The organism is Sphingopyxis sp., from assembly GCF_050916055.1.
In the GTDB taxonomy this organism is placed as follows: Bacteria; Pseudomonadota; Alphaproteobacteria; order Sphingomonadales; family Sphingomonadaceae; genus Sphingopyxis.
In genome coordinates this window covers 1,149,013-1,167,939 of the sequence record NZ_CP051527.1, presented here as the reverse complement: position 1 = coordinate 1,167,939, position 18,927 = coordinate 1,149,013, and the positions used below count along the sequence as shown (strand labels likewise).

At 66.9% G+C, this 18,927-nt stretch carries 17 protein-coding genes and 1 tRNA gene; 9 read left to right on the top strand and 9 right to left on the bottom strand.

Features of this window, described 5'->3' with window-relative positions; genetic code table 11:
* Nucleotides 1-29: 29 nt before the first annotated feature.
* The 6 genes from HEQ22_RS05735 to HEQ22_RS05710 form a co-directional block, all read right to left on the bottom strand.
* Nucleotides 30-1,223 (bottom strand): acyl-CoA dehydrogenase family protein, encoded by a 1,194-nt coding sequence (locus HEQ22_RS05735; RefSeq protein ID WP_432770235.1) that lies wholly within the window; start codon nt 1,221-1,223, stop codon nt 30-32.
* A 139-nt stretch (nt 1,224-1,362) separates the two neighbouring features.
* Nucleotides 1,363-2,241, bottom strand: a complete 879-nt coding sequence (locus tag HEQ22_RS05730; protein WP_432770234.1) for a PAS domain-containing protein — start codon at nt 2,239-2,241, stop codon at nt 1,363-1,365.
* Between the two features lie 94 nt (nt 2,242-2,335).
* A complete protein-coding gene (locus HEQ22_RS05725; protein ID WP_432770233.1) occupies nt 2,336-3,961 on the bottom strand; it encodes a TadG family pilus assembly protein in 1,626 nt (541 codons plus the stop codon).
* Between the two features lie 2 nt (nt 3,962-3,963).
* Nucleotides 3,964-4,419 carry a TadE/TadG family type IV pilus assembly protein gene (locus HEQ22_RS05720; RefSeq protein WP_432770232.1) on the bottom strand — a complete coding sequence of 152 codons (456 nt, stop codon included), beginning with the start codon at nt 4,417-4,419 and terminating at the stop codon, nt 3,964-3,966.
* 182 nt (nt 4,420-4,601) lie between these two features.
* Complete coding sequence (gene yghU / locus HEQ22_RS05715) at nt 4,602-5,486, bottom strand: glutathione-dependent disulfide-bond oxidoreductase (RefSeq protein ID WP_432770231.1); 885 nt, start codon at nt 5,484-5,486, stop codon at nt 4,602-4,604.
* A gap of 74 nt (nt 5,487-5,560) precedes the next feature.
* Nucleotides 5,561-6,739, bottom strand: a complete 1,179-nt coding sequence (locus tag HEQ22_RS05710) for a CaiB/BaiF CoA transferase family protein (protein ID WP_432770230.1) — start codon at nt 6,737-6,739, stop codon at nt 5,561-5,563.
* A gap of 140 nt (nt 6,740-6,879) precedes the next feature.
* Here HEQ22_RS05710 and HEQ22_RS05705 point away from each other — a divergent pair, with 140 nt between their 5' ends.
* From HEQ22_RS05705 to hspQ, 3 genes are all read left to right on the top strand, one after another.
* The gene (locus HEQ22_RS05705; RefSeq protein WP_432770229.1) at nt 6,880-10,119 is read left to right on the top strand and encodes an amidohydrolase family protein; all 3,240 of its coding nucleotides are present in this window, start codon (nt 6,880-6,882) and stop codon (nt 10,117-10,119) included.
* Nucleotides 10,120-10,200: 81 nt separating this feature from the next.
* Nucleotides 10,201-10,290 (top strand) — tRNA-Ser (locus HEQ22_RS05700).
* Between the two features lie 87 nt (nt 10,291-10,377).
* Entirely contained in the window at nt 10,378-10,764 is a 387-nt protein-coding gene (gene hspQ, locus HEQ22_RS05695; protein WP_432770228.1) for a heat shock protein HspQ, read from the top strand.
* Nucleotides 10,765-10,773: 9 nt separating this feature from the next.
* Here hspQ and HEQ22_RS05690 read toward each other — a convergent pair whose 3' ends face one another.
* Complete coding sequence (locus tag HEQ22_RS05690; RefSeq protein WP_432770227.1) at nt 10,774-11,646, bottom strand: ABC transporter permease; 873 nt, start codon at nt 11,644-11,646, stop codon at nt 10,774-10,776.
* Nucleotides 11,647-11,756: 110 nt separating this feature from the next.
* Between HEQ22_RS05690 and HEQ22_RS05685 the strand changes: the two genes are divergently transcribed.
* Both HEQ22_RS05685 and HEQ22_RS05680 read left to right on the top strand, forming a co-directional pair.
* On the top strand, nt 11,757-12,455 hold the full coding sequence (locus tag HEQ22_RS05685; protein ID WP_432770226.1) for a GcrA family cell cycle regulator: 699 nt from the start codon (nt 11,757-11,759) through the stop codon (nt 12,453-12,455).
* The gene (locus HEQ22_RS05680) at nt 12,452-12,847 is read left to right on the top strand and encodes a PaaI family thioesterase (RefSeq protein WP_432770225.1); all 396 of its coding nucleotides are present in this window, start codon (nt 12,452-12,454) and stop codon (nt 12,845-12,847) included. Before HEQ22_RS05685 ends, HEQ22_RS05680 begins: the two co-directional genes overlap by 4 nt.
* A gap of 60 nt (nt 12,848-12,907) precedes the next feature.
* Here the strand turns inward: HEQ22_RS05680 and HEQ22_RS05675 are convergent, their stop codons facing one another.
* Nucleotides 12,908-13,741 carry an outer membrane protein gene (locus tag HEQ22_RS05675; RefSeq protein WP_432770224.1) on the bottom strand — a complete coding sequence of 278 codons (834 nt, stop codon included), beginning with the start codon at nt 13,739-13,741 and terminating at the stop codon, nt 12,908-12,910.
* A 175-nt stretch (nt 13,742-13,916) separates the two neighbouring features.
* Here HEQ22_RS05675 and parE point away from each other — a divergent pair, with 175 nt between their 5' ends.
* From parE to HEQ22_RS05655, 4 genes are all read left to right on the top strand, one after another.
* Entirely contained in the window at nt 13,917-15,896 is a 1,980-nt protein-coding gene (gene parE / locus HEQ22_RS05670) for a DNA topoisomerase IV subunit B (protein ID WP_432770223.1), read from the top strand.
* A gap of 83 nt (nt 15,897-15,979) precedes the next feature.
* Nucleotides 15,980-16,504, top strand: coding sequence for an RNA polymerase sigma factor (locus tag HEQ22_RS05665; RefSeq protein WP_432770222.1), 525 nt, complete (start codon nt 15,980-15,982; stop codon nt 16,502-16,504).
* Nucleotides 16,501-17,091, top strand: a complete 591-nt coding sequence (locus HEQ22_RS05660; protein WP_432770221.1) for a hypothetical protein — start codon at nt 16,501-16,503, stop codon at nt 17,089-17,091. Before HEQ22_RS05665 ends, HEQ22_RS05660 begins: the two co-directional genes overlap by 4 nt.
* Complete coding sequence (locus tag HEQ22_RS05655) at nt 17,088-18,401, top strand: serine hydrolase (RefSeq protein WP_432770220.1); 1,314 nt, start codon at nt 17,088-17,090, stop codon at nt 18,399-18,401. The genes HEQ22_RS05660 and HEQ22_RS05655 overlap by 4 nt, the downstream gene beginning before the upstream one ends.
* Before the next feature lie 3 nt (nt 18,402-18,404).
* Here HEQ22_RS05655 and HEQ22_RS05650 read toward each other — a convergent pair whose 3' ends face one another.
* Entirely contained in the window at nt 18,405-18,881 is a 477-nt protein-coding gene (locus HEQ22_RS05650; protein WP_432770219.1) for a YkgB family protein, read from the bottom strand.
* Nucleotides 18,882-18,927: the final 46 nt, after the last annotated feature.

Sequence of the window (18,927 nt, the reverse complement as noted above, 5' to 3'; positions counted from 1 at the left end):
CCCCGGATCGAGTCCGGGGTGGTTTTGGGTCAGAGACCCAAAACCATCTTCGCGATGATGTTGCGCTGAATCTCGTTCGAGCCGCCATAGATCGTCGTCTTGCGGACGTTGAAATAGGTCGGCGCGGCGCGATGCGCATAGTCGGGACCGATCGGATGCTCGTTGTCGCCTTCGCCGAAACCGCGGAAGTACGGCGCGCCATAATGGCCGACGGCTTCGAGCGTCAGTTCGGTCAACCGCTGCTGGATCTCGCTGCCCTTGATCTTGAGCAGGCTCGATTCGGGGCCGGGGCCTTTGCCGGCATTGGCGCCGGCGAGGCTGCGCAATTCGGTGAATTCGAGCGCGGTCAGATCGATCTCGAGCTCGGCGATCTTGCGTTTGAAGAAGGGGTTGGCGAGCAGCGGCTTGTCGCCGTCGAGTTCGGTGCGCGCGATCGCCTTGACCTTTTCGACGCCGCGCTTCGACGCCGCGACCCCGGCGATGCCGGTGCGTTCGTGCGCGAGCAGGAACTTTGCGCAGGTCCAGCCCTTGTTTTCTTCGTAAACGCGCTGCGACACCGGGACGCGGACGTCCTCCAGCCACACTTCGTTGACCTCATGCTCGCCGCCGAGCGTGATGATCGGGCGCACCGTGATGCCCGGCGACTTCATGTCGATGAGCAGGAAGGAAATGCCTTCCTGCTGCTTGGCATCCTTGTCGGTGCGGACGAGGAAAAAGCCCCAGTCGGCATGTTGCGCCAGCGTGGTCCAGGTTTTCTGGCCGTTGACGATATAATCGTCGCCATCCCGGACGGCGGTGGTGCGCAGGCTGGCGAGGTCGCTGCCGGCGCCGGGTTCGGAATAGCCCTGGCACCACCAATCCTCACCCGACAGGATCCGCGGCAGGAACCGGGCTTTTTGTTCGGGGGTGCCGAAGGTGTAGATCACCGGGCCGACCATCGCGAGCCCGAAGGGCAGCAGGCGGATGCAGTCGGCGCGCGCCGATTCTTCGGACCAGATGAACCGCTGCGTCGGGGTCCAGCCGGTGCCGCCATATTCGACCGGCCACGCGGGGGCGACCCAGCCCTTTTTGTACAGGATCTTGTGCCAGGCGAGGAAATCCTCCTTCGCCATCTCTTCGCCCTCGTCCTGCTTGGCGCGCAGTTCGGCGGGGTAATTTTCGGCGATGAAGTCGCGCACTTCCTGCTGGAAGGCGAGGTCTTCGGGGCTGAACTCCATGTCCATGACGATTCTCCCTTGGGCAATGCCGCCCTTATATTGTCGCTTCACGCTTACGTAAAGGTAAGTTGTCTTTTGCGACGCTTTGGGGTGGGAGCTTTGTCAACTTTGCCGTCCATGTCCAGCGCCATGCGCCGGCGCGGCGTTATCGGGTGACGACGACGACCGCGCCCTCGCTGGCGTAGGCGCCGCGCAGCGCGGCGAGCGCCAGCGTCACCGCGATCGCCTGGCCCTCGCGGGTCACCAGCTGCGAGGCGAGCCGCGCCGGAGCTCCGCTGTGCAGCAGCGCCTCGAGCGCGTCGGCGAACGCCGCCCGCTCGCCGATCGCGAGCAGCGCCGAAAAGCGCACGCGCCGGATCGCCGCGGCGTCGACCCCGATCATCCGGGTCAGCGCATCGTTGGCGTCGTCGATCGTCTCGCGCACCGAAATGCGCGCGATGCCGATACCCCCTGCCGTCTCGATCGCGTCGAGCGTCGCCTGGCGCGCATCGCCCGCGGCGAAATCGGCCATGGTTCCGCTGATGTCGCGAAAGACGATCGCGCCGCCGAGCGGCAGCGGAACGAGGTCGACGCGCAGCCAGCGCTGCGGCGCGAGCAGGCCCGGTATCTCGCCCGAAAACCGCTCGCGATGGTCGATCAGGCGCAGGATGTGCTGGTACAGCAGGCTCGCTTCGATGCCCGGCAGCGCCGCGGTGAGATCGGCGCCGATCAGCCGTGCCGCGGGGGTTTCGAGCAGGTCGCTGGCGGCGGGGTTGAGCGCCGCGATACGCCGCTGGCGGTCGATCAGGATCACCCCGTCGCGGATCGATTCGAGCAGCGCCGCCTGCGAATCGCGCAGCGCTTTCGCGCCGGCCGCATCGTCGGCGCCGTCAAGGCGGCGATAATCGGCGAGCGAGATCAGCACATGCGCGTCCTTGCCGTGGTGGGTGACGACGACGGGCTGCCGCGCGGCGTGGAGCCGCCAGCTCGCAAACCCGCGAATGAAATCCGCCGCCGCTACGCGCGGTTCGTGTACGCCCATCATCGCCTCCCGGTCGCTCTGCTGCCCATATGGCCTTATGGGCAGCGCGCGCGGAGGCTGGCCGGCGGAATGCTCCGAAGCGGCGCCGTTGTGGCGGTCAGACGAGCTTCGCCTTGCCGCAGCGCAGCGCGTTGACGCGCGCGTCGGCTTCGCCGAGGTGGACCCCGAGCACGCCGGTAATCTCGCCCAGCAAGCCGTCGAGCACCGGTGCGGTCAGCGCCACCGTATCGCCGACGAGCGCGGTCAGCGCGCCGAGGTTGAGTCCGAGGCCGAGCACCTTGACCTTGAGCTCGATGCGGTCCGACAGCGATTCGGCAGCGCCCGCGACCAGCCCGCCGCTCTCGACCGTCTTGACCTGGCCGCTGTCGATATCGTCGCGCGTAAAATCGACCGGCTTTTCGGCGAGGTCGGACAGGACCATCTCGGCCTTGCCGTCGATGCTGACCAGCGGCAGGCGCAGCAGGCGCGCCGGCTGCGGGTCGAGCGGGGTCTGCATATTGCGGAAATCGGCGTCGGCCACGGTGCCGATCGCGACGGTCGCCGGCGAGGTCGTCACCCCCAGCGTCACCGCGCTGCCGCCGCCGGCCTGGCAACGGATGTCGGTGATCCGCGCCGACGCCGAGCCGAGTTCGGCGAGCACCGGCACCTGCACCGCGGCGACCGGCGTCGCGACGCGCGCATCGAGTTTCAGCCGCACCTGCGCGGTGCGGACGATGACGTCGTTGGTGTCGGTCACCGCGATCAGCGGCGACTGCGCCGGCGGCTCGCCGATCATCAGCGCGACGTCGATCCCCGACCCGCCGGGCAGGTCGCTGGCGAGCGACAGGTCGAGCTGGCGGTTGGCGTTGCCGAGCAGCAGCATCGCACGCAGCAGGCTCAGCGCATTGACCTTCACCGGGTTCGCTGGGTCGACGCGGATGCTCGACGAGCGCGGCCCGAGGTCGATCGCGTGCGACGGGATCAGCGCGTGCGGCACGGCGCGCGCCGCCATATGCGCGATCACGTCCGCCCCGGCGCCGTCCGAGGCCCGCGCCAGCGCCGCCAGCACCTGCGGCAGCGTCACCTGGCTGTCGAGCGTCTGGCCGAAGGTCAGCACGTCGGCGTCGATCTCGGTCCGCAGCGCGTCGGAAAAGGCGAGCAGGTCGATGTCGGCGCTGGCGAGCGCGTTATAGTCCATCACCGACAGGTTGAGCTGGCTGCCGGTCAGCGCCGAGAGCAGCGCGTTGGGCACCCCGCCGTGCACCGCTGCAACGCGCGAGCCGAGCGAGAAAGCGGCATAGCCCTGCCGCGCGCCGGTGGCGGTGGCGCTGATCGCGCTGTCGGCGCGGCCGGTGACGAAGCGCCCGAAAAACAGCGGCCGGTCGCGCGTCAGGGTGATGCGCACCGCGTTGGGGGTGGTGCCGCCGGCGGCGAAGCGCTGTTCGGCGACGACGGCGGGATCGGCGACGTAGGTGCCCGCGGTCAGCGCCGCGATCTCGATGATGCAGCTGCAATTGGCGGCGATGATCCGCTGCACCGCGGCGCGTTCCTCGCCGGGGCGCGCGGCGGCGGCCATCGCGGCGGCATCGGCGATCCCCTGCAGCTTGCGGCGGTCGAGGTAGAGCGAGCCGAGGTCGACGGCGAGCGCCGCCGATCCGATCAGCATCGTCATCGCGAACGCCGACATGATGGTGATGCTGGCGCGGGTATCGCGGACGAAGCGGTGACGTCGGGAATGGGTCATGGTCAGTCCACCGGAAGTTCGAAGGTCGCGCGGGTGCGGATGACGGGGCTCGGCACCGGGACGAAGGCCGAGCGCAGGAAGCTGTCTTCGGGCGCGGTATAGGTGACCGCGACGGTGACCGCCTCGCCGCTTTCCGACACCGCGACGCTGCGCGTGGCGGGGGTGAAATGCCCGATGCTGGCGAGACTACGGTCGACGGCTCGGATCGCGATAGCCCGCCGATCCGCCCCATCGAGGCCCACGATCGCGGCGCGCGCGCCGTCGTTGGCGGCCTGCTGCACCGCGTGCGCGATCAGGAAATATTGGCCGTAGACGAGGATGCCCATCAAGAGCGCGAGGAACAACGGCAGCACGAGCGCCAGTTCGATCGTCGCCGCGCCGCGGACGCACGTCGCCAGCGCGGCGCGAAGGGCGGCACACTGGCGATGCGGACGGGAACAGGGGGTCGTGCGGGTCATGCCGCCAATGTGGCGGCAGGTCATGAAAAGCGGGTCGAGCGACGGCGGCGCGGCTTTTGCGCAATTTACATATTATCGGCGCGCCATAACGCACGCGAAAGCGCGGTTCCCGGCCTTCCTTAACGAAGGGCTGACGCGCCCGGTCACCGCCGCGCTGCAAATTGCGTAAAAGCCGACCGGCGTTATTCGGCGCTCGCCTGCGGTTGCAGCTTGTCCTGCGTGCGCAAATCGAAATCCGACGCGTCGTGCCGTTCGTGCAGCTGGCTCGCCGGATCGCCGGTCACGCGGTTGACCATCCGGCCGCGCTTGACCGCCGGGCGGGCGGCAAGCTGGTCGGTCCAGCGCTGCACATTCTTGTAATCCTGAACCTGGAGGAATTCGCCGGCGTCATAGACCAGCCCCTTGGCGAGCGCGCCGTACCACGGCCAGATCGCCATATCGGCGATCGAATAGTCGGCGCCCGCGATATATTCGCTCTCCGCCAGCCGGCGATCGAGCACGTCCATCTGGCGCTTCACCTCCATCGCATAGCGATTGATCGGATATTCCTGCTTCGTCGGCGCATAGGCATAGAAGTGGCCGAAGCCGCCGCCGAGGAACGGCGTGCTGCCCATCTGCCACATCAGCCACGACAGGGTTTCGGCGCGCTGCGCGGGGTCGGTGGGCAAGAAGGCGCCGAATTTTTCGGCGAGATGGATCAGGATCGCGCCCGATTCGAACACCCGGATCGGATCGGCACCGCTGCGATCGACGAGCACCGGGATCTTGCTGTTCGGATTGGCGGCGACATAACCGCTCGAAAACTGGTCGCCTTCGCCGATGTTGATCAGCCACGCATCATATTCGGTGCCGCCATGGCCCGCCGCGAGCAGTTCCTCGAGCATCACCGTCACCTTCACCCCATTGGGGGTGCCGAGCGAATAGAGCTGGAGCGGATGCTGGCCGACCGGCAAGTCCTTGTCGTGGGTCGGCCCGGCGATCGGACGGTTGATATTGGCAAAGCGCCCGCCGCTGTCCTTGTCCCAGGTCCACACCTTCGGCGGCACATATTCGCTGTTATCGGTCATCGACGGCTCCTCGGTTGAATTTTATACTGACCGGTAACTTAAGGAGCGATGGCCGGTCCGTCCACCCCGCGCGGTCAAATAATCTTTGCCGCGCGCAAAGCCGCGATCGCGTCGGCGTCATAGCCGACCTCGGCGAGGATCGCGTCGCTGTGCTCGCCGACCTGCGGCGCGCGGACGGCACCGACTTTCGCACTGGCCGACAGGCTGATCGGGGCGCGGATGACGGGTATTTCGCCGGCAGCGCCGGGATAGGCGACCGGTTCGACGATCGCCATCGCGGCGACCTGCGGCTGCGCCAGCGCTTCGCCGGGTCGCAGCACCGGCGCCGCGGGCACCCGCGCCGCGCCAAGTTCGGCGATCGCGTCTGCACTGCGGCGCGCGATGCACCATGTCTGCATGATCGCACTCAGTTCCTCGCCATTGTCGCCGCGCAGGATATCGCTTTTGTACAGGGGGTCGTCGATCAATTCGGGGCGCCCGACCAGCGCCGCCCAGCGCGCGAAGATGGCGCCGCCGACGATCTGGGTGACGATCCAGCCGTCGCGGGTGCGAAAAATATCGGTCGGTCCCGAACTGAAGCTGCGGTTGCCGATCGGCGGGCGGTCGATGGCGTTGAGCGCGTGATCGATGGTCAGCGCGTTCGACATCGCGAGCGCGGTGCCGAGCAAAGATCCCGAAACGCACTGCCCCTTCCCCGTCGTCTCGCGTTCGCGCAGCGCGACCATCACCCCGAACGCGCAGTGCAGCGCGGTGCCGAAGTCGACATAATTGACCTGCGCGCGATACGGCTGGTCGGCGGTGCCGGTGAGATGGACCGTCCCCGACATCGCCTGTCCCACCGCATCGAAGCCGACGCGGCGTGCCAGCGGTCCGTCGCTGCCGAAGGCCGAGGCGGTCGCCAGGATGATGCGCGGGTTGATCGCCGACAGGCTGTCGAAATCGAGATCGAGCTTGACGAGGGCATCGTGCGGCAGGTTGGCGACGACGACGTCGGCGGTCGCGACCAAGCGGCGCACCACCTCGCGCCCCTCGGCACTGCCGGGTTTCAGCGTCAGGCAGCGCTTGGCGCGGTTCATCTGCATGAACATCGCGCCCGACCCGTCGGCCGCCACCGGCACCGTGTAGCGATCGTCATTGCCGCCGGGCGCTTCGATGCGGATGACGTCGGCGCCATAGTCGGCGAGCAGCGCCGCGCAATAGGGACCCGCGATATAGCGGCCGAAATCGAGGACTCGTATTCCCTTGAGCGGCACCCGTTGCTCTCCCGCCGTTTTCTATCGGTCGGGCTAGCAGCCACCTGTCGAGCGTGCCAGCGCCTTCGTCGAAACCTGTCGCTTGCATGTTCGTTACAGGGTCATATGGTCGGCAGATAATTTCAATCGGGGATAATGATATGGCGCGCTTCGCTCTCGCCCTTGCGGCGACTTTGGCTTGTTCGACTTCGGTTTTTGCGCAGCAGGCGGCGCCAACGCCCGCCGCCGACGCCAAGCCGGAGAAATGGGACGTGAACGCGCCGCCAGGCATGACGACGCGCAAGGTGCCGATCGCGGTCGACGAGGGCAGCTGGATGAACGTCGATGTTGCGCCCGACGGCCGCACGATCGCCTTTGACCTGCTCGGTGACATTTACACCATGCCGATCGAAGGCGGCATCCCGACGCGCATCGCAGAGGGGCTGGCGTTCGAGCATCAGCCGCGCTTTTCGCCCGACGGCCGGCGGATCGCCTTCGTTTCCGACGCGGGTGGCGGCGACAATATCTGGCTGATGAACCGCGACGGCAGCAGCAAGGTCCAGCTGAGCAAGGAAGATTTCCGCCTTCTCAACCAGCCGAGCTGGAGCCCCGACGGCCAGTTCATCGTCGCCAAGAAGCATTTCACCACCGGCCGCTCGCTGGGCACCGGCGAGGTGTGGATGTATCATGTGTCGGGCGGCGCCGGGGTGCCGCTGGTCAAAAAACCCGACGAGCGCCACCAGAAGGAACTGGGCGAGCCGGTCTTTGCCGCCGACGGCAAGAGCGTCTTCTACACGCGCAACGTCACCCCCGGCCCGATCTTCGAATATGCGCAGGACAGCAACACCGACCTGTTCCATATCGAGCGTTACGACCTGGCCGACGCGACGGTGAGCACCGCGGCGTCGGGCGCCGGCGGTGCGGTGCGGCCGACCCCCTCACCCGACGGCAAGCGGCTGGCCTTCGTCCGCCGCGAAGGGACGCAGTCGAAGCTGTACGTCAAGGATCTCGCCTCGGGCGCCGAGCGCAAAGTTTATGACGCGCTCGATCAGGATGTGCAGGAAACCTGGGCGGTGACCGGCGTCTATCCGAACATGGCCTGGACCCCCGACAGCACCGACATCCTGTTCTGGGCCGGCGGCAAGTTGCGCCGCGTCGGCGCCGGCGGCGGCGACGCGCGGATCATTCCTTTCCGCGTCGACGACGACCGGGTGATCGTCGATGCGACGCATCCGGCGGTCGAGGTCGCCCCCGACAGCTTTACGACCCAGATGCCGCGCTGGGCCGAAGTGTCGCCCGACGGGCGCAGCGTCGTGTTCGAAACGCTGGGCAAGCTTTACGTCAAGCCCGCCACCGGCGGCACCGCGCGGCGGCTGACCGCCGCGAACGACGATGCGATGGAAGCGTGGCCGAGTTGGTCGCGCGACGGCAAGTCGCTGGTCTTCGTGCGCTGGACCGACACCGGGCTTGGCGAGATTCATGTCGTCGGCGCCGGCGGCGGCACCTCGCGGAAGATCACCGGGGTTCCCGGCCATTATGCCGAACCGCGCTTTTCGCCCGACGGCAAGACGATCGTGTTCGAACGCCGCGGCAGCGGCGGGTTGACCTCGGCGCGCTGGAGCGAAGACCCCGGCGTCTATCGCATCGCCGCGGCGGGCGGCGCCGCCGAGCGGGTCAGCGGCGACGCCGCCAAGCCTCAATATGGCGCGACCAGCGACCGCATTTTCATGGTCACCGCGGCCGACGGCAAGAGCCAGCTCGTCAGCACCGACATGAGCGGACAGGACAAGCGCGTCCACGCCAATGGCGAACTGGTCAGCGACTATGAAATCTCACCCGACGGCCGCACGCTGGCGTTTCGGCAGAATTACGATGCCTATGTCACCCCGCTGATGCCGGGCGGACAGGATGTCACGCTGGGCACCAAGAGCGCCGCGCTGCCGGTGACGCGGGTCAGCGGCAGCGGCGCCGACTATATGCACTGGTCCGACGGCGGGCGGCGCCTGCACTGGAGCCGCGGCGCGACCTTGTTCAGCGCCGACCTGGCCAGTCTGTTCGCGACCGCGCCGGTCGACGACAAGGCGCCGAAGTTCACGCCCCCCACCGACGGCGTCTCGCTGGCGATGACGCAGCGGGCGGCGAAGCACCGGGGGACCGTCGTCATCACCGGGGCGCGGATCGTCACCATGGCCGACACCGACGGCGGCATCATCGAAAATGGCGCGATCGTCATCGAGGGCGACCGCATCGCCGCGGTCGGCCCGGCGGGTGCGATCACCGTACCGGCGGGCGCCGTCACCGTCGACGCCGCGGGCAAGACGATCGTCCCCGGCTTCGTCGACGCCCACGCCCATGGCAGCCACGGCGACGACGAGCTGGTGCCGCAGCAGAACTGGTCCGAAATCGTCAATCTGGCGATGGGCACGACGACCAGCCACAACCCGTCGTCGCGCGCATCGGAAATCTTCGTGTCGTCCGAAATGCAGCGCGCCGGGTTGATCCTGGCGCCGCGCATCTTTTCGACCGGCGAGATCATCTACGGCGCCAAGGCGGCGGGGGTCTATGCCGAGATCAACGGCTATGACGACGCGCTGGCCCACGTCCGCCGCCTGAAGGCGCAGGGCGCGCACAGCGTCAAGAACTACAACCAGCCGCGCCGCGACCAGCGCCAGATGGTGGTGAAGGCGGCGCAGGCCGAAAACATGCTCGTCGTGCCCGAGGGCGGCTCGCTCTATACGATGGACGTCTCGCTGATCCAGGACGGCAATTCGACCGTCGAGCACAACATCCCGCTGCACACCTTCTATCAGGATCTGGTGCAGCTGTGGGGGCAGACCAAGACCGATTATACGCCGACATTGGTCGTGACCTATGGCGGGCCGGCGGGCGATCCCTATTGGCGCGCCCACACCAATGTGTGGGAGCATCCGATCCTGACCAAGCATATCCCGCCGACCGAACTCGCCGCGAACAACAAGCGCCGGGTGATCGCGCCCGAGGGCGATTATGTCGACGACGATTCGGCGCGCGAGGCGGGCAAGATCGCCGCGACCGGGCGGATGGTGTCGATCGGCGCCCACGGCCAGCAATCGGGGTTGGGCGCGCACTGGGAAATCTGGTCGTTCGTGCGCGGCGGGTGGAGCAACATCGACGCGCTGCGCGCCGCGACGATCATGCCGGCGACGTCGCTGGGCTATGCGAAGGATGTCGGGTCGCTCGAGCCGGGGAAGCTGGCCGACCTGCTCATCCTCGACGCCGATCCGACGCAGAATATCCGCGCGACCGAGCAGATCCACCGCGTCATGCTCGGGGGGCGGCTGTACGATCCTCTGACGATGAACGAAGTTGCGACCGGCGATGCAAAGCGGGCGCCCTATTGGTGGGAGGCCGACAAGCCCTGAACCCGTGCGCGGTTCGTCGCTTTTGTGACTAGAGGGTTGCAACGGCGGCGGACCATCGCTAGGGCGCACTCCTCTCAGCGAGGAGAGTTGGCTGAGTGGTCGAAAGCGTCGCACTCGAAATGCGAAGTGCCGGCAACGGTACCGAGGGTTCGAATCCCTCACTCTCCTCCATTTTCCGTCCCGATCGACCACCGGACGGACGGCGCCGCGGGCGACAACATGCTTGAAACGCCGGGGAATCGTCATAGATAAACAGATATGACGGCCAAAGCCCCACCCGCTTACCACGAGTCCCCGCCCCCCGGCGTCGTTGCGCCGCTGATCGAGCGCGCGCGCTTTGCGCCCGGCGACATCGTGCGCCACCGGATGTTCGATTTTCGCGGGGTGATTTTCGACGTCGATCCGGTCTTCGCCAACAGCGACGAATGGTATGAAGCGATTCCCGAGGACATTCGCCCGGCGAAGGAACAGCCCTATTACCACCTGCTCGCCGAAAACGAGGAATCGTCGTATATCGCCTATGTCAGCCAGCAGAATCTGGTCGGCGACGCGGAGCATGGCCCGGTCGACCATCCGCAGATCGATGCGATGTTCGACGGGATCGAGCGCGGTCGCTATCGCGTCCGCGCGATCCACCGCCACTGATCGTACGGATCAGGCCTTCAGTTTCCAGCCCGAGACCAGCAACCGGTAGGTGAGCGCGCCCAGCGCCACGGTCATCGCGAGCAGCACGCCCAGCGCCGTGAGCACGGGGTTGGCGATCGTCGAATCGACGGTGCCGATGAAGCCGTAGCGAAAGCCCATGATCGCATAATAGACCGGGTTGCCGTGCGCGACCGCCTGGAACCACGGCGCGAGCCGGTCGACCGAATAGAAGGTGCCCGACAGAAGCGCGAGCGGGGTGACGACGAAATTGGTCACCGCGGCGGCGTGGTCGAACTTTTCGGCCCAGACCGAGGTGATCAGCCCCAGAAAGCCGAGCATCGCGGCGCCGAGCACGCCGAACGCCGCCACCGCCCACGGATAATCGGGCATCACATGCACCCCCGGCCACAGCAGCATCGCGAGCCACAGCGCGACCCCGACGAGGATCGCGCGGGTGATCGCGGCGCCGACGAGCGCCAGCATCAGTTCGCCGACGCCGAGCGGCGGCATCAGATAATCGACGATCGTCCCCTGGATCTTGCCGACCAGCAGCGAGAAGCTGGCATTGGCGAAGCTGTTCTGCAGCATCGCCATCATGATCAGCCCCGGCGCGATGAAATCGGCGAAGGGAACCCCGATCACCGAGCGCCCCGCACCGCCCAGCGCGACGGTGAAGATGACGAGGAACAACAGCGTCGTGATCGCCGGCGCCCAGATTGTTTGCAGCTGCACCTTGAAAAAGCGCCGCACCTCCTTGACATAGAGGGCCTTCATCCCGGGCACGTTGAGCGTCCGGATATGGGGGACACCGGGCTCCGCAAACGGCGGGGTCGCGGCAAAATCGCCGGAGTCGGGTCGCGAAATTTGGGGCTGGTCGTTCATGACGTTCTCGCCTATCGCCTCCCCGATCTTACCGCAAGCTGGGCTTTGACGGGGCCGGTCCCGAAAGGATCGCCGCCAGGCTCGCGGCGTGGAACGACAAGGAATTGATCATGTCATGGACCGATGAGCGCATCGAAAGCCTGCGCACCATGTGGGAAAAGGGTCTGACCGCCAGCCAGATCGCCGACGAACTGGGCGGCGTCAGCCGCAACGCGGTGATCGGCAAGGCGCATCGCCTCGGCCTGAAATCGCGCCCGTCGCCGGTGAAGGCGACCGAAAAGGTCGCCAAGCCCGTCAAGGCGCCCGCCGCGCCGAAACCCTTGGCCGCGGCGCCCGCCGCCGCCCCGCGCGCCGCGGCGCCCGCCCCCGCGCGCCCGACGCCCACTGCACCGAAGCCCGAGCCGCGCCCCGCCGCGGCGGACGCGAGCGGCGATGAGCCGGCCGCCGATGCGCCGCCGCCCAAGCCCGATGCGCCGCGCATCGTGTCGATCGGCCCCGGCGGCTTCATCCGCCAGGGTCCGGGCGACCAGCAGGCACCGATCCCGCCGGCGCCGCCGCGCCGCCTGGTGCCTGCCAAGCCGAGCGCCGAGATTGCCGACAAGACGAGCCTGCTCGACCTCAACGACCGTATCTGCCGCTGGCCGATGGGGCATCCCGGCGAGCCCGATTTCCACTTCTGCGGCGTCGCTGTGAACCCCGGCTTTCCCTATTGCGTCGAGCATTGCGGCCGCGCCTATCAGGCGCAGCTGCCGCGCGGCACCCGCCGCCCGCCGCCGCCGCCGCCGTTCGGCGGGCCGCGCGTGCGGTGAAGCCCTTCGGGCAGGAGTTCGAATTCGCGCGCGCGCTCGGCCTGCAAATGGTCGAACGCGGCGACGGGCGCTGCACGATGGCGATCGACGTCGACAAGCAGCGGCATTTCAGCCCGCAGGGCGCGGCGCATGGCGGGGTCGCCTATTCGCTCGCCGACACCGCGATGGGCGGCGCACTCACCAGCCTGCTCGATGGCGATCAGTGGTGCGCGACGCTGGAAATCAAGTTCAACTATCATGTCCGCGTCGGCGAAGGCCGGCTGACCTGCGAGGCCGAGGTGCTGCACCGCGGCAAGCGCGTCGCGAACATCGACGCGCGGCTGTATCAGGACGGCCGCCTGGTCAGCAGCGCCAACGGCAATTTCGCGATCTTCGCCGCCCCCATGACATAACATGAAAAAGGCGCCGGACCTTGCGGTCCGGCGCCTCCGTCATGCTGCGATCCGGGTGGATCAGAAGCGGAAGTTCAGCGATGCCCGCACGCTGTGGGTGCGGAAATTGTCGTCGCTGCGCTGGATGTCGGTGCCGCCGCCATTCAGCAGGAACGGGTTGGTGGCCGGGGCGGTGCCCGGACCGACGTTGACTGTGTAATCGTCGTCCTTCACGTCGGTGTAGAGATATTCCATACCCAGCGAGATATTCTGGGTCAGCATCGCCTCTGCACCGCCGCCGGCGGCATAGCCCCAGCCGTTGGTCTTGCCATTGTCGGCAAAGCTGTTCGCGCCGTTGGTCGTCGTGAAACGATTGTCGAGGCGGGCATAAGCGCCGCCGCCGGTGGCATAGAACAGCACGCCGCCGCCGGGGGTATAGCCCGCGCGCAGACGCGCGCCGGCCTGCCAGTCGGCTTCGCGGCTCATCGTGTAGCTGGCGGGCGTGGTCGAAAAGCCGCTGACGCTGTCGCGCGCTTCGCTGCGGCCGCCTTCGACGACGACGCCGACGACGAAATTGCCCATACGCTTGTCGAAACCGGCGCGGGCGAGATATTCGAAGCCATCCTTGTCGTTACGGCAGCCGATGTTGCCGCTGCTGGTGGCAGCGCCGCCGCAGAAGCCCGGCGAAAAGGCATTGGCGCCTGCCGCGGTGTTGACCGGCTCACCGAAGGTGCCGTCCTGGTTGGTGTCGAAAACCAGCGTTTCGTCGGCATCATTGCCCTGCACCGTGTAACCGCCGACCAGGCCGACATAGCCGCCGTTGAAATCCTGCGAGGTGTCGCGATTGTCCTGCGCCATGGCAGGCACGGCAAGCGCACCAGCCGCGACCGCAGCGAGGAGAGAAATCGTCTTCATTTTTGTAACTCCGCTTCTTTTTTGATGACTTTGCAGTCGCCGGCCAAACCATTGGCGCAGCGCCAAAGTTCCTGAAAAAAGCCAAAATGCGACGAACCGAGCAGACCGCGAGCCATGGCGGACGGCGGCAACAGCCACCTTGCCAGCGGCCTTGGCACGCCCCTATAGCCGGGGCATGAGTCACGATTTGTTCGACACCGCCGGCCCCGCGGCCGACAGCTACAACGCCTCGCAGATCGAGGTGCTCGAAGGGCTGGAACCGGTGCGCCGCCGCCCCGGCATGTATATCGGCGGCACCGACGAGCGCGCGCTGCACCATCTGGCCGCCGAAGTCATCGACAACAGCATGGACGAGGCCGTCGCCGGCCACGCCAATCGCATCGAAGTGACCCTTGATGTTGGCAATCGACTGACCGTCACGGACAATGGTCGCGGCATTCCGATCGATCCGCACCCGAAATTCCCGGGAAAATCGGCGCTCGAGGTCATCATGACCACCCTCCATTCGGGTGGCAAGTTCGAGGGGAAGGCCTATGCGACCTCGGGCGGCCTGCACGGGGTCGGGATCAGCGTCGTCAATGCGCTGTCGAGCGAAACCGAGATCGAGGTCGCCCGCAGCAAATTGCTCTATCGCCAGCGCTTCGCGCGTGGCGCCCCCGTCGGCGGCCTCGAAGAGCTTGGCCCGACGCCCAACCGCCGTGGCACGAGCGTGTCCTTCGTTCCCGATCCCGAAATCTTCGGCGATCACCAGCGATTCAAACCGCAGCGGCTTTACCGCATGGCGCGGTCGAAGGCCTATCTGTTCGCTGGCGTCGAAATCCGCTGGAAATGTGCGCCCGAGCTGATCGGTGACGACACGCCCGCCGAGGCGACGTTCCAGTTCCCCGGCGGCCTTGCCGACCATCTGAAGGAACAGATAGGTACGCGCGAATGTGCGACCGCCGAACCGTTCATCGGACGCCAGGATTTTCCGGGCGACCAAGGCCGCGCCGAATGGGCGATCGCATGGCCCTTATGGTCCGACGGATCGTACAGCTGGTACTGCAACACCATCCCCACCCCCGCCGGCGGAACCCACGAAGCGGGGCTGCGATCGGCACTGACCAAGGGTTTGCGCGGCTTCGGCGAGCTGATCGGCCAAAAGAAGGCGGCACAGATCACCGCCGAGGATGTTTTCAACGGCGGCGAGATGATGTTGTCGGTGTTCATCCGCGATCCGCAATTCCAGAGCCAGACCAAGGACCGGCTGTCGAGCCCCGAAGCCACGCGCTTCGTCGAAAATGCGGTGCGCGACCATTTCGACCATTTTCTGTCGGACAATATGGATCGCGGCCGCGCGCTGCTCGGCCTGATCCTCGACCGCATGGACGAGCGGCTGAAGCGCAAGGCCGAGCGCGAGGTCAAGCGCAAGACCGCGACCAGCGGGCGCAAGCTGCGCCTGCCCGGCAAGCTCACCGACTGTGCGAACGACGGCCCCGAAGGCACGGAATTGTTTATCGTCGAGGGCGACAGCGCCGGGGGCAGCGCCAAGCAGGCGCGCGACCGCAAGACGCAGGCGATCCTGCCGATCCGCGGCAAAATTTTGAACGTCGCGAGCGCGAGCAACGACAAGATCCGCGCCAACCAGGAGATCGCCGACCTCGCGCTCGCGCTTGGTTGCGGGATGCGCAAGGATTGCGACGCCGACCGGCTGCGCTACGAAAAAATCGTCATCATGACCGATGCCGACGTCGACGGCGCGCATATCGCGACCCTGCTGATGACCTTCTTTTTCCAGGAGATGCCCGACATCGTGCGGCGCGGGCATGTCTATCTGGCACAGCCGCCGCTGTACCGGCTGACCGCGGGCAACACGTCGGCCTATGCGCGCGACGATGCGCACCGCGCCCAGCTGGAAGCGACGGTGTTCAAGGGCAGGAAGGTCGATGTCGGCCGCTTCAAGGGCTTGGGAGAAATGAACCCCAACCAGTTGAAAGAAACGACGATGGACCCGGCGACGCGCGCGATGTTGCGCGTCACGCTACCGCAGGAATATGAGGAGCGCCACCTCGTCAAGGATCTGGTCGACCGCTTGATGGGCAAGCATCCCGAGCATCGTTTCCAGTTCATCCAGGCGAATGCCGCGACGCTCGACGAAGCGGCGATCGACGCCTGACGAAAATTAATTTCACGCCTCCGTCAGAAAGCCGCCGCCCCGCCGACTAAATGGGTATGCGACACGAAAGATGGGAGACCGGAGTGGCCGAGGGGGATCAGGATCGGCTGTTTGCAGAGGCGGTGGAGTGCTTCGGCGGCGCGCTGGCCCGTCTGGCGCGCGGTTATGAAGCCGACCCCGAACTGCGCCGCGACCTCGAACAGGAGTTACAAGTCGCTTTGTGGCAAAGCCTTGCCGGTTTCGACGGCCGCTGTTCGCTCAGCACCTGGGTGTGGCGCGTCGCGCACAACCGCGCGACATCGCATATGCTGGCGAACAAGCGCCATGCGCAGCGCGGCTGGTCGTCGATCGAGGATGTCGAGATCGCCGATGCCGACGCCACCCCGTTCGAGCGCGCCGACAGCGAGCGCGCAATGGCGTCGATTCTGGCGATCATCGACCGGCTCGATCCGCCCGACCGCCAGATATTATTGCTCTATCTCGAGGGGGTGGCGGCGGGCGAAACCGCGGCGGTGACGGGGGTCTCCCCCGACGTCGTCGCCGCCAAAATCCACCGTTTCAAAGCTATGCTGACGCGCCGCTTTGCCGGCGCCGGAGACGTCCGATGACCGATTATTCCGAAGACCAGGGCCTGCAGGCGCTGTGGCGCGCCAGCGAGCCGGTGTTCGTGCCGCTGCCGCTCGACGAGATCAAGCGCCAGGCGGGCCGATTCGGCGATGCGATCCAGCGGCGCAACCGGCGCGAATATCTCGCCGCCGCGCTCGTCGTTGCCGTGTTCGCGGTCTATGCGGTGATCTTCACCGAACCGCTGGTCAAGCTCGGCAGCCTGCTCGTCATCGCCGGGACGCTGGTCGTCGCATGGCAACTCGCCCGCCGCACCTCGCGCCCCGATCCCGCCGCCGAGGCAGAGGATATCACCGGCCATTATCGGGCGCGGCTGGTGCGCGAGGAGCATATGCTGGCGCGCGTCGGTCGCTGGTATCTGGCGCCCTTCGTGCCCGGCCTCATCCTGTTCCTGCTGGGCCAGGCGAAGGCGAGCGGCATGGGCGGATCGCTGCTGTTCCTGCTCGTCGTCGCGCTCCAGCTGCTGGTGTTCGGCGGCGTGTGGCTGCTCAACCGCCGCGCCGCGGCCCTGCTGCGCGCCCGCATCGCCCGGATCGACCAGGCGCATATGTTCGAAGGAGATGACCGATGACCAAGACGATGTTCGCCGCGCTGCTGACCACCGCGATGACCCTGCCCGCGACGGCGGCGCTGGCGCAGCAGGCGCCGGAGGCGACCGCGACGGCCGACACCGCATTCGCGCAGCGCGCCGCCCAGCTGGTCGACCTGCTGGCCGGGCGGGTCGCCTATGGCGACTATTTCGCCCCCGATTTTCAGGCGGCGCTGCCCGAGGCGCAGTTCAAGGCGGTGACCGCCAATCTGCTCGCGCAATATGGCCAGCCGGTGGCGGTCGAAAAGGCGACATCGGCCGATGGCCGGCTGGGCACCGTGCAGCTCCGCTTCGAAAAGGGCGTCGGCACGATCGCGCTCGAAGTCGCCGCGGCGCCGGGCGACAAGGTGGCCGGTCTCAGGTTCACCGGCTTCACGATGGCCGACGACAGCTTCACCAAGGTCGCCGCCGAACTCGCCGCGCTGCCAGGGACGACGGGCTTTCTCGTCGCCGAGCTGGAGGGCGACGCGGTCCGGCCGCTCGCTGCCGCCAATGCCGACCGCCAGCTCGCGATCGGTTCGACCTTCAAGCTTTATGTGCTGGACGAACTGGCGGCGCAGGTCGCGGCGGGACAGCGCCAATGGTCCGACGTCGTGCCACTGTCGCACGCCAGCTTTTCGTCGGCGGGCACCGCCAACTGGCCGAAGGACATGCCGGTGACGCTGCAGACGCTTGCCAACTGGATGATCTCGGTCAGCGACAATGGCGCGACCGACACGCTCATCCACCTGCTCGGGCGCCAGAATATCGAGGCGCGGATGCAGCGCGCCGGGCACAGCGCGCCGTCGCGCAACATTCCCTTCCTCACCACGGTCGAAGCGTTCGCGCTCAAGGGCAATAATTTCAACGATTTGCGGCCCGTGTTTATCAAGGGCGACGATGCCGCGCAGCGGAGGCTGATCGAGGACAACCAGAGCCGCCTGACCCTCGCCAACGTCGATGGGGTCAGCTTTTCGGGCGGCCCGCGTTTTATCGACGATCTCGAATGGTTCGCCAGTCCGAACGATATCGCGCGCGCGATGGTCGACCTGCGCGCACGCCAATCGGAGCCGGCGATGGCGGCGATGGCGATCAACAATGGCCTTGGCCCCAGCGCCGCGGCGGACTGGACCTATCTCGGCTACAAGGGCGGCTCCGAACTCGGGGTGCTGTCGATGAGTCTGCTCGGCCAGCGCAAGTCCGACGGGAAATGGTTCGTCGTCACCGCCAGCTGGAACAACCCCGACGCCGCGGTCGCGACCGAAACGATGGTCGGACTGGTGACGCGGCTGCTGGCGCTGGCGGCGAAATAGGCGTCAGGCCGTCGTCGCGAGCCGCGTGCGCAAGGCCTGGCCCGCGTGCAGCGCCAGCGTCGAACATCCCGCCAGCAACACCGCATCCTTGAACAGGAATTGCGCGAAGGAGCCCATGAACGGAAAGCCGTAGCCCGGTTCCCACAACGGCGCGCCGAAGGTAAAGCTGAGGGTGATCAGGAAGGTGCAGACGCCCATCGACGCCCCGACTAGCCCGGCGCGGTGCGACCAGGCCCCCAGCGCGATCAGCGCGCCCGTCGCGAGTTCGATCGAACCGATGACATTGCTCGTCCCCTGCACCCCGAGCAGCGGGTACATCCAGGCGAACAGCGGATATTCCATGCCGATGCGCGCGACGCCTTCGGCCTCATAGGCCGCGAATTTGGCGATGCCGAACAAGGCGAAGATCAGCACCAGCGACCAGCGCAGCGCCGCAAAGCCGAGCGTAACCGGCGGCAACCGGTCGACAAATGTCCACATTTTCATTTCCCCGTTGAGCATGATTGCCGACGGGTTCGGGGAACAG

Coding starts and splice junctions, on each gene's coding strand:
- HEQ22_RS05735 (WP_432770235.1), bottom strand. CDS start 1,223: ATGGACATGGAGTTCAGCCCCGAAGACCTCGCCTTCCAGCAGGAAGTG.
- HEQ22_RS05730 (WP_432770234.1), bottom strand. CDS start 2,241: ATGATGGGCGTACACGAACCGCGCGTAGCGGCGGCGGATTTCATTCGC.
- HEQ22_RS05725 (WP_432770233.1), bottom strand. CDS start 3,961: ATGACCCATTCCCGACGTCACCGCTTCGTCCGCGATACCCGCGCCAGC.
- HEQ22_RS05720 (WP_432770232.1), bottom strand. CDS start 4,419: ATGACCCGCACGACCCCCTGTTCCCGTCCGCATCGCCAGTGTGCCGCC.
- yghU (WP_432770231.1), bottom strand. CDS start 5,486: ATGACCGATAACAGCGAATATGTGCCGCCGAAGGTGTGGACCTGGGAC.
- HEQ22_RS05705 (WP_432770229.1), top strand. CDS start 6,880: ATGGCGCGCTTCGCTCTCGCCCTTGCGGCGACTTTGGCTTGTTCGACT.
- hspQ (WP_432770228.1), top strand. CDS start 10,378: ATGACGGCCAAAGCCCCACCCGCTTACCACGAGTCCCCGCCCCCCGGC.
- HEQ22_RS05690 (WP_432770227.1), bottom strand. CDS start 11,646: ATGAACGACCAGCCCCAAATTTCGCGACCCGACTCCGGCGATTTTGCC.
- HEQ22_RS05685 (WP_432770226.1), top strand. CDS start 11,757: ATGTCATGGACCGATGAGCGCATCGAAAGCCTGCGCACCATGTGGGAA.
- HEQ22_RS05675 (WP_432770224.1), bottom strand. CDS start 13,741: ATGAAGACGATTTCTCTCCTCGCTGCGGTCGCGGCTGGTGCGCTTGCC.
- parE (WP_432770223.1), top strand. CDS start 13,917: ATGAGTCACGATTTGTTCGACACCGCCGGCCCCGCGGCCGACAGCTAC.
- HEQ22_RS05660 (WP_432770221.1), top strand. CDS start 16,501: ATGACCGATTATTCCGAAGACCAGGGCCTGCAGGCGCTGTGGCGCGCC.
- HEQ22_RS05655 (WP_432770220.1), top strand. CDS start 17,088: ATGACCAAGACGATGTTCGCCGCGCTGCTGACCACCGCGATGACCCTG.
- HEQ22_RS05650 (WP_432770219.1), bottom strand. CDS start 18,881: ATGTGGACATTTGTCGACCGGTTGCCGCCGGTTACGCTCGGCTTTGCG.